Below are 9,142 nucleotides of genomic sequence, written 5' to 3' on the forward strand. Positions count from 1 at the left end.
GGCCCCCGCCGTAAACGTCGGAAGAGTTATCTTTTCGCCACGTTGGTTTTCATTCTCGGCATGGGGGGGACCGCGTCCCCCGCCGCGGGCCCCGAACCGGCTCTTCGCGGAGTCGCCATAAGCCTTGACGCGTCGACCGAATTAAAAACCGTGGAAAAGGCCCTGCGCGAGGTCCGGGACCTTGGAGCAAACTCGGTCCTCTTTAAAGTCGCGGAGGCGCAGACGGATTGGCGGTCGAACATCCTTCGTCCCAATCCGGAGCTCACGGCCCCTCTTCTTCTCGTGGAGAACGTCTTGCGTTCCGCCCGTTCGCTTGGGTTCAAGATTGTCTTCATGCCCGTCGTGCTTCTTGAAACCCCGCGGACGAGGAAGGACTGGCGTGGCATGATCGTACCGGACGACCTGGAGCGGTGGTTTCGTTCGTATCGGCACATGATCCTCAAATACGGACGGATCTCCCAGGCGGAAAAAGTGGAATACTTCTCGGTCGGTTCCGAACTGGTTTCAATGGAGCCATTCCCGTCGCTTTGGAGCGGCCTGATCGACGAGGTTCGTTCCGTTTACCGAGGAGTGCTTTTCTATTCCTTTAATTGGGACCACCGAAGCGAAACACCCGCCTGGAGCCGGTTGGACTTGATTGGGATCAACACTTACAACGAGATGGCACAAATCGGAGAGGAACCCACCGCGGAGCAGCTGGCTCACCGCTGGAAATCGGTTCGGTCAAAAGTCATCGATTGGAGCCGGAGATTGGGAAAGAACATCCTGATCACCGAAGCCGGATACCCGAGTCGCAAAAATGGGCTGGTCAACCCATGGGATCACACGGTCACCGGCGGAATTCCCGACGAGAGTGTTCAACGGCTCGGATACGGGGCGCTCCTCGAGGCCTGGAACGGCGAACCACGTCTCGAGGGGCTGCTCTTTTATGAGTGGCAAGGTGTGGGCGGGAACCAGGACACGGGCTACACACCGCGAGGGAAAGCTTCGGAAACCCTTTTAAAGCTTTGGATGCGGGAATCCTATCGAGGTACAAAATCCGAGGGATGAAAGCCGTTCCAAAATTGAATTCGATCGAGTTTCTCGTCGGCAATCCATTCCCCTCGCAGGTTTCCTTCCCAATCGGAGCGCGCATAACGCCGCAGGGTTGCCAGCCAGACACCGTTGATCTCCTCCCAGTCACACTTCATGAGGAAGGATTCGTTCCCGTTTTCCGCGACGTTGGTGAAAATAAATTGGTCGATTCGTTTTGATTTCGGATCCAGATACAAACGCAACCGATCGGCTTTTTCGCCGGCCGCGCCGGAAAATGAAATATCCATGACATCGTATTTCCTCTCTTGCACGACGCGCGATCCTACATTTTTGTACCGCACACCGTGGTCGAGGAGCTTGAAGGGAAGAGAGAAGAGAAAGTAATTTCTCTTCCGCATGATTCCGGCACGATGGATTTTCTTTCGGTCCTCGATCTTCTTACCATTGATAAGGACTTGAGCCGTGCGACCGTCGAAGAATTCTTCCCGGTCCTCTTTCTCGTATTTCGCGTAGGACCTCTCTTTGTCGAAAAGATAGCGTTCCAGCGACTCCATCGTTTGTTTCGTCGCAATATCGCGAACCGACAAACGGTATTGAACGTCGCGCAGCGTGTAAAACGCCTCGCGCCCTCCATGGGCTCTAACGATCGCATCCACGGTGTGCGAAGGGGATGAATCAACGACGGTGAGCGCAATCAAACCTAGTACGACCTGACGGATTGAAGCTGTCATTCCCGCGAATCCACATCTACCATACCCCACCGACATGGGGTGGTTTTACGTAAGCGCAGCGGTGGAAGCCGCGGCCCTCATTTTGCTTCGGACTTCGCTTACCCGGCCGTTCTTTTTTCATCGTTTTGCCGAGATCTATTCGGTTCTGACCGTCGCGTTTTGTTTTTCTTGCGTCTTTCTGGTTCGCAAGAAAGTGCGGCCGGGCCTTGCCGCGATCGTCTTGAGTTCCCTTCTTCTTCGAGCTTTGCTTTGGGTGAATCAACCTCTGCTTTCAAACGATGTCCACCGTTATATATGGGACGGATCTCTTCTGATTCACGGCAAGAACCCGATCGCCTTGGCACCTGCGGATCCGTCCCTATCCGAGCTGGCCAAGGAAGTTCCCCTTCCCCCCGACCACCGGGAAGTGGCCTCGGTCTATCCTCCACTTTCGCTCCTGCTTTTTGCGTCGCTTTCCAAAATCGCCCCCGAACCCCTCATCTTCGGCGTCACGATGACGTTATTCGATGCGTTGAGCACACTTTTTCTTGTTCTGCTGCTCCGCAAGAGGCGGATGCCCGAAGTCCTCAGCCTGCTGTACGCCTGGCACCCGTTAGCCATCGTGGAATCCGCGCACTCCGCGCACGTCGATTCTCTAGGCATCTTTTTTCTTATCCTCACTCTTTATTTCCTCCATCGACACCCGGCGCGACAGGCCCTCTCGGCGGCGGCGGCCGCACTCACGAAGATTTGGCCGGCCATGCTCCTTCCCCTTTTCCTGGACAAAACCAGAAGATCTTCCGGAACGTTGATTTTATCTGCCTTCTTCTTCTTCATCCCCGTCCTGGCGTTTTGGAGCCATGCGGGACATTTCAGCGGACTCGGCGTTTACCTTCAAACGTGGGAATTCAATGGAAGCGTATATAAAATTCTTCGGATTTTTCTCGACTCATCAGACGTACGACGGGTCTCCGTTCTCTTGTTTTTTTTCGGTTGGGCGGCCTGCGTCTACCGCCGAATCACCGTTCCCTCCTTCTCCTACGAGAAAGGGGCCCTTTTCGCCATCGGCCTCTTCCTTCTACTCTCGCCGGTCGTTTATCCATGGTATACGCTCTGGCTGCTTCCGTTCCTGGTTTTCGAGGCCCGGGTGGAGTGGATCTATTTCACGTTGGCGATCGCCTCCTCGTACGCCGTGCTGCCTAATTATCTGAATGCTCACGTCTGGAGGGAACCGGTCTGGCCTTCCTTACTAACCTACCTTCCTCTGTACGGCGGCCTCTGTGTACGAATCGCACATCGGTTCTTGCGAATCCAAAAATCCCCTCTTTCGTAAGCGGGGGAGCAGTGCGGCCCTCCACGCCGCCATTGCGGGAAGCGAAGCGGCCAAGAAGAAATACAAACCCAGCGGAACGAAGAGCCAACGACCGGACCGGACAAACCAGACAAGGCATCCCAAGAGATAAAGGCTTAAAAATCCCTCCAACCAGCGAACGATCGCAGCCGCGCGACCGCCGGCTTGCTCTCGGTATCCCGTGTTCGAATTCCCTTTTTTCGGCGTCCGGACAAAAATCCCGCTCCGATCCACAAGCCCATCCAGCGTGGCTGCCGTATTGTGAATCGCCATGGCCACTCCGAGTGTCAAGGCGACGGCAATGGTTTGAATAATATTTCCCGCGGATTTCCTTTTCGTTTTCTGGGGTTGGCAAAAAAACCAGAGAACCGAAATGGTGGAGAATCCGAAGAAAATGCTGTCGGACCCGTTCCAAACACTTCGCATTCCTCTTGCGTTCAGCACCCAGGGGAATGAAAACAAGATCAAGAGCACCGCCGCATACGCGAAGTGCCCCGTCAGATGAACAAGAGCGTCCATTCTCGTACCGAGAGGAAGTTTTTGACGGAGTAGAGGCTTGGCCATTTTACGAAGAGTCTGCGCCGATCCTTTTGCCCAGCGAAACTGCTGGATGCGAAACGACGAAAAATGGGAAGGGAGCTCCGAGGGAACAACCAGGTCCGGCAAGTATACGATGCTCCATCCGGCAAGTTGAACCCGAAAGCTGAGATCAAGGTCCTCCGTTAACGTGGCCGCACGCCATCCTCCGGCGGATTCGATGGCCTTTTTTCGCCACATTCCGGCTGTACCGTTAAAGTTCAAGAAATATCCCCTGCGGAATCGTGCTGCCTGCTCAATCTCAAAATGGGCGTCAAGCATCGCCGCTTGCGCTTGAGTGAGCCTCGATTCATCCTCGTTCAGGTATCCCCATCGCGCCTGAACCACTCCAACGTTCGGATCGGCAAAGGCGCCGACGGCTTGGCGCAAAAACATGGGAGGCGGAACGAAATCAGCGTCAAAAATGGCGACGAATTCGCCGCGCGCCTCAACCGTACCGGCGGCCAGAGCGCCCGCCTTGTAACCGCTTCGGCTTTCACGGCGAATATGGCGGACCGAAATCCCTTGCATAGCCAGTCGCGGGACTTCTCGCGCGATAAGGTCCGACGTGTCGTCCTCGGAATCGTCAAGAATTTGAACTTCGAAGCGGTCCCTCTCGTATTCGAGCGCGGCGAGCGACCGTAAAATCCTCTGGACGACGAAACGTTCGTTGAAAACGGGAATTTGAATCGTCACAAATGGCGCTCCACCAGGGAGTTGTAGCGGTTTAAACATCGGCGCATCGGCGGGTCTGGTCGCGATCCACGTCAGCCAAAAACGATGGCCCGCCGCCAGCAGCAATCCCGTAAGACCGGCGTAATAGGCGATGAAAGCGGCGAGCTCAGGCATACCAGTGGATCAAAGTGTGGGGAGAAACTCCCAAACGGAACGCGAGATAGATGAGACTGTTTCGAGCGATTCGCGGCAGCCCAAAACCCTCGCCATACTTTCGCGAAGAGACTTGCAGTCGAGTGGTCAGCAATTCAAAATCAACCCGGCGCCGATATCGATCGAAGATCAACACGTCTTCAAAGAGCGGTACGGACGGGAATTTTCCTTCTTCCAGAAAAAGATCGCGCCGCACGAAGAATCCGTTCGTTCCCACGAGAAACCTTTTTCGGCTTCGAGCCGCCGCGTCGAGAACCCGGCGCTGAACCCGGAGAAACGGAGATTCAGGAACGTACCTCTTCAGAAACGCGCCCGCGGAAGCGCCCCGGCGAATGGCTTTCTCAATGGATTCACAGGCGCCTTCCGGAGGCCGGCAATCCGAATGCAGGAACCAGAGAATATCTCCGCTGGCTTCCTCCGCTCCTTCGTTCATGGCGTCCGCGCGGGTGGCTAATCGGGGGCGATACAAATAACGAACGCGTTCCCTCCAAATATCATCGGCCGGCGCCGAAGAGGTTGTGTCCACCACGATCCGCTCCGCGCAAGGGGCTAAACGCTCGATGTGGGACAGGACGCCGCCCATCTCCGGCTCATTTCGAACGGGGATCACAATGGATATCATCTCAGATGCTCTTCCACCGGGACAGAAGTGAAGCCGTGGACGGAACGATGCGGCTTTCCTTCAGGAGTTCGGCTTTCATCGAAGTTAGGTCTTCCATCGTGTCAAGGTCGCGCCCTTTAGGAAGAGATTGAACCGGAATCCGATCTTCTTCGGCAGTCGCGAGCAGCTGACTGTAAACCTGGTCACTCCCCCACATGACATTTCGAAAGGGATTCCGCCAATTCTCGGGTACACCGATAAGATAAACACCGCCGTCCAAGGCCGGGCCCAAAACCGCGTAGCCCTCCTTTCCCTTGCGGAACGAAAGTTCCAAAGAGGCGAAGGCCGCCAACGGCGAATCGACGCCCAAAAAGATCGCGTTTTTCCAGGCCAATACGTTGCGATGAAACGCCAACGCCTCTTCGAGCAGAGGTCCAAGCTTCGCGGCCCGTATGATGCGCGCGTTTCCGAGAACCGATGGGTCCATTCCGGACTCCCCCGTCTCGGGCGTTCCGATCCAAACCTGATAGGGGACTTTATGCTCCTCAAAATAATCGAGATGATCCTTGAGAAGGGCTCTTTGCAGCTCAGCCGCGCAAGGGGAACCCAGCTTCTCCGCCAGCCGAGTGTTGCACCATCCCGCGACGGGAGATTTCGCGATCAGGTGTATCCCGCCGCCGAAATTCGCCCTCAGATCACCCTTGGATGGCGCTTGAGCGGGCAAGCTTCGTGCGTACACCCCCCGATTCGCATGTCAAACTATCCGGGAAGTCCTCCGCCTTACCCAGAGTGCGGTACTTCGGCGGCCTCGCGAGAGCACGCTCTTTCACCAAGAATTATTGCCGGATCCGGGCTAGACAGCCCGGGAGGCCGTCGAGATAATGGAACATCATGGAAGTGAAGCGCCTGATCGCCGTCGGCATTGAGGGGAGCGCCCGACCCACGGATCCTCCGCCGGGAGCTCTATGGGTGCGATCGGACGAGCAGCGCGGAACCATGCTTTTCGGGGTACAGAAGCGCTCCGAAGACGATGCGGAGCGGGCCCTTCGGTATGCTTGCCTGATCCAAGACGAAACCAAGCGTCTTATCGTAAAGGAGGTATCGGTCAGGATTCATCACCGGGATCCGGACTTCAACTGGGAATCGGAATTCCGCGAGGATCTTCGGGCTTTGCGCACCGGGGAAGTCCTCGTCTCTCCGCCCATCGCAAAAATTTACGACCGGCTTTTTCTGTTCGAACGGCTGGAGGAAGAACACGGCCCGAGGTTCTTCCTGCGAGGAGAGCGCCAAAGGCCCGGCCGGCTCAGAGGGGTTGAGGCGCGGCTTGTGCCTCTGATCGGCCGAAACGCCGAAATCGTTCGGTTCGAGGAAACGTTGGAACAAGTTTCAGAGGACCAGGGGCAGGTCGTCGGGATCGTAGGAGAAGCGGGCGTTGGAAAGACGAGACTGGTCGCCGCTTTCCAGGAAATCCTCAAAAAGCGCTCCATCCCCTTTGCGGAGGGCGCGCACGCGATCCGCGATACACAGCCCTACCGAGGAGTGCGCCAGGTGGTATCCGCCCTGGTTCACGGTTTGGATGCCCAAGCCGACGAGGTGGAAACCGATTTTCTGGGCCTGCTTCTCCATCCGGAAAAGAAAACGGAGCGTTTGCGCTTTCTTTCGGATTCCCAGATTCGGCAGGGGCTCTTTCATTCGATTCGGCAGTTAATACACATGAAAGCTCACTCTCCGCTCGCGGTCATTCTGGAAGACCTTCATTGGGCGGATTCCAATACAATCGAGCTTTTGGAACATGTCATGGAAGATATGGAATCTTCCCATCTTCTTTTGATTCTTTCACACCGCTCGGAATGGGAAGGGCGTTGGAAACGGCGTCTCAATTATAACGAGATGGTGTTGCAGTCATTTACCGATGACGAATTAGGCCGATTCATCTCCGCTTCCGTCGGCGTGGATAAAATCGCCGCTCAGGCAAGGACGGAACTCTCAAGGCTCTCCATGGGCAATCCGCTGTACGTGGAAGAGATCCTTCGGCAGGCATTGGAGCAAGTGGATTTCGAGATTGAGACCGAAGAGAACGGCCAAAAAATTCTCAAAAGCCGGCATAAACGGATCGATATGCCGGGGACTCTTCGGTCGCTGTTGGCGTCGCGATTCGATCGATTGGAGGAATTTTCGAGGGACGTGCTTCGCTGGGCGTCTTTATTAGGTCTTTCCTTCGATGCCGAAGAACTCGAGGGCTTGACCCCGTCGATCCACGGGGAACACTGGAAAGGAGTAATGACGGGCCTCATCGATCGGGGATATCTCACCGAACAGAGCGTCTTTCCTCGTAAGATGTACCGGTTCCGCCATGATTTCATTTTTGAAGTCGTGAGGGAGAGTCTTGAGAACGCCGACCGGCGGCGGCGCCAATCCGCGGTGGGGCAGTTCTTGGTCCAACGCTTTCCTATTCTCGATCTCGAGGCGGTGAACCGAATCGCGGATCACTTTCTCGACAGCGACAGGGCAGTGTCGGCGGTTGAGTGGGCCACGAAGGCCGGCGAGCGAAATTTCGATCTTTTCCTCTATTCCCAGGCTCGGGTTTATTTCGAACGCGCGATCGAAGCCGGGAAAACGCTCCCTTTCGGATCCTCCGCCCAGTCGGATCGCTTGTACGAGGGATGGATTCGCACGTTGCTCGCTTTGGGAGATTACGAAGCCGCTCGAAGGGTGTTGGGTGAATGGTCTCAATATGGCGCGCTTCGTTCGCCGCGCTCCCAGGGAGTCTATTTTCTCCTGTGGGCCGAGCTTCAACGCGGCCGGTCCGATGACGCACGATGTTTGGATGCGGCCGAGCGCGCAATTGAGGCGCTTGGAAATGATCCGTCGACACGGGATGCTTTACTGCGAGCCTTCGAGTATCGCCTGGACGCCCTGGTGGCGCTGGGACGAGGCCGTGAAATGGTTCATGAGGGATTCAAAATGCTTCGTGAGCTGAGCGAGGCGAATCCGGAGACCGCACTTCGCGTCTGGTCCCGCATGGCCGGAGAGACCATTCAGCAAGGGGAGATCTCACAGGCCCTGGACTACCTGGCCAAAACCGAAAAATTCAGCTCCCATCGGATTCCGCCGGCGGACGGTGTGAACGTGCACCTTCGATTCGCCGAAGCCGCTCGATTCGTGGGGGATTATGAGAAAACTCTCAGGCGCTTGAGCGAGGCTCTTCGCGTTTGCAGGGAAGCCGGAATGCGGGCCTTGACGACCAGTGTCTCGCGCCACCAGGCCGCGGCCCTTCTCGGTATGGGGGATTGCGAGCAGGCAAAGAAGACGCTCGAAGACGGGCTCAAGGAAGCCCGATCGCTTCAAGATCCGTTTCTCGAGGCCCAGCTTAAACTTTCCCTGGCGGAATGGTTTCTCGAGATAGGGACGGACCAGGAAGCCACGCGCCTTGTGTCGGCCGTGGGATTGGGAATCACTTCGCGCCTGGGAGTCACGGCGCGTTGCCTTCGGGAATCGCTGCTCGCGCGCTTGTTTCTGCGCGCAAATAAGCCGAAAGAAGCCGCGGATCTTCTCCGTTCCGCCGCGAAACGCTACAACGACAACGGCCACCGGGTGCTTTTTGCGGAAGTCCTGGCGCGGGCGCTTTCCATTGAGGCGCTTCATGGGTTGCGGCCCTCGGGCAGTCTCGCGGAGGACTACGGTGAACTTTGCCTGCGCGTGAGGCATCTTCGACTTCCTCCACTCCAAAGAGAGTTATGGATTACCGGACTTGATTTGGCCTCGAGCTGCGGAAAGACATTCCATCCGGACGTCGAGGATTCGGATTTGAATGCGGTGCTTCCGGTGTCGCTTAGACTTCGATCGTTCATGGCTTTGCGCAGGTACCAAGCGGCGCGGGGGGAGAAGGAAAGTGCGGCGCGCACACTGAAAAAGCATGAAGATTGTTGCGAGGCGCTCCTTCGCAACGTGCCGTTCGAATACCGCGAGGTTTTTCAGAGG

General features: G+C 56.4%; 7 protein-coding genes. 3 read left to right on the top strand and 4 right to left on the bottom strand.

From position 1 onward, the window contains the following. A partial coding sequence (locus VI895_14955) for a hypothetical protein (GenBank protein ID HLG21097.1) occupies positions 1–1,050 on the top strand: 1,050 nt, incomplete at its 5' end. On the opposite strand, the gene VI895_14960 is transcribed toward VI895_14955, so the two are convergent. Beyond that, entirely contained in the window at positions 1,023–1,766 is a 744-nt protein-coding gene (locus VI895_14960; GenBank protein HLG21098.1) for a DUF6503 family protein, read from the bottom strand. The genes VI895_14955 and VI895_14960 overlap by 28 nt on opposite strands. 61 nt (positions 1,767–1,827) lie before the next feature. Between VI895_14960 and VI895_14965 the strand changes: the two genes are divergently transcribed. Next, a complete protein-coding gene (locus VI895_14965) occupies positions 1,828–3,078 on the top strand; it encodes a hypothetical protein (GenBank protein HLG21099.1) in 1,251 nt (416 codons plus the stop codon). On the opposite strand, the gene VI895_14970 is transcribed toward VI895_14965, so the two are convergent. From VI895_14970 to VI895_14980, 3 genes are read right to left on the bottom strand one after another with little or no spacing between them, the layout of a single operon-like run. Beyond that, positions 2,995–4,521: a glycosyltransferase gene (locus VI895_14970; protein ID HLG21100.1), complete on the bottom strand. Its 1,527-nt coding sequence runs from the start codon at positions 4,519–4,521 to the stop codon at positions 2,995–2,997. The two genes, VI895_14965 and VI895_14970, sit on opposite strands and share 84 nt — an antisense overlap. Beyond that, positions 4,514–5,170: a glycosyltransferase gene (locus VI895_14975; protein ID HLG21101.1), complete on the bottom strand. Its 657-nt coding sequence runs from the start codon at positions 5,168–5,170 to the stop codon at positions 4,514–4,516. The genes VI895_14970 and VI895_14975 overlap by 8 nt, the downstream gene beginning before the upstream one ends. 13 nt (positions 5,171–5,183) lie before the next feature. Further along, the gene (locus VI895_14980) at positions 5,184–5,900 is read right to left on the bottom strand and encodes a DUF2064 domain-containing protein (GenBank protein ID HLG21102.1); all 717 of its coding nucleotides are present in this window, start codon (positions 5,898–5,900) and stop codon (positions 5,184–5,186) included. Between the two features lie 152 nt (positions 5,901–6,052). On the opposite strand from VI895_14980, the gene VI895_14985 reads away from it, so the two are divergent. Beyond that, a partial coding sequence (locus tag VI895_14985; protein ID HLG21103.1) for an AAA family ATPase occupies positions 6,053–9,142 on the top strand: 3,090 nt, incomplete at its 3' end.

Source organism: Bdellovibrionota bacterium, from assembly GCA_035292885.1.
In the GTDB taxonomy this organism is placed as follows: domain Bacteria; phylum Bdellovibrionota_G; class JALEGL01; order JALEGL01; family DATDPG01; genus DATDPG01.

Excerpts from the sequence above, each read along its gene's own strand:
- VI895_14970 (HLG21100.1), bottom strand. The coding sequence starts at position 4,521 with ATGCCTGAGCTCGCCGCTTTCATCGCCTATTACGCCGGTCTTACGGGA.
- VI895_14960 (HLG21098.1), bottom strand. The coding sequence starts at position 1,766 with ATGACAGCTTCAATCCGTCAGGTCGTACTAGGTTTGATTGCGCTCACC.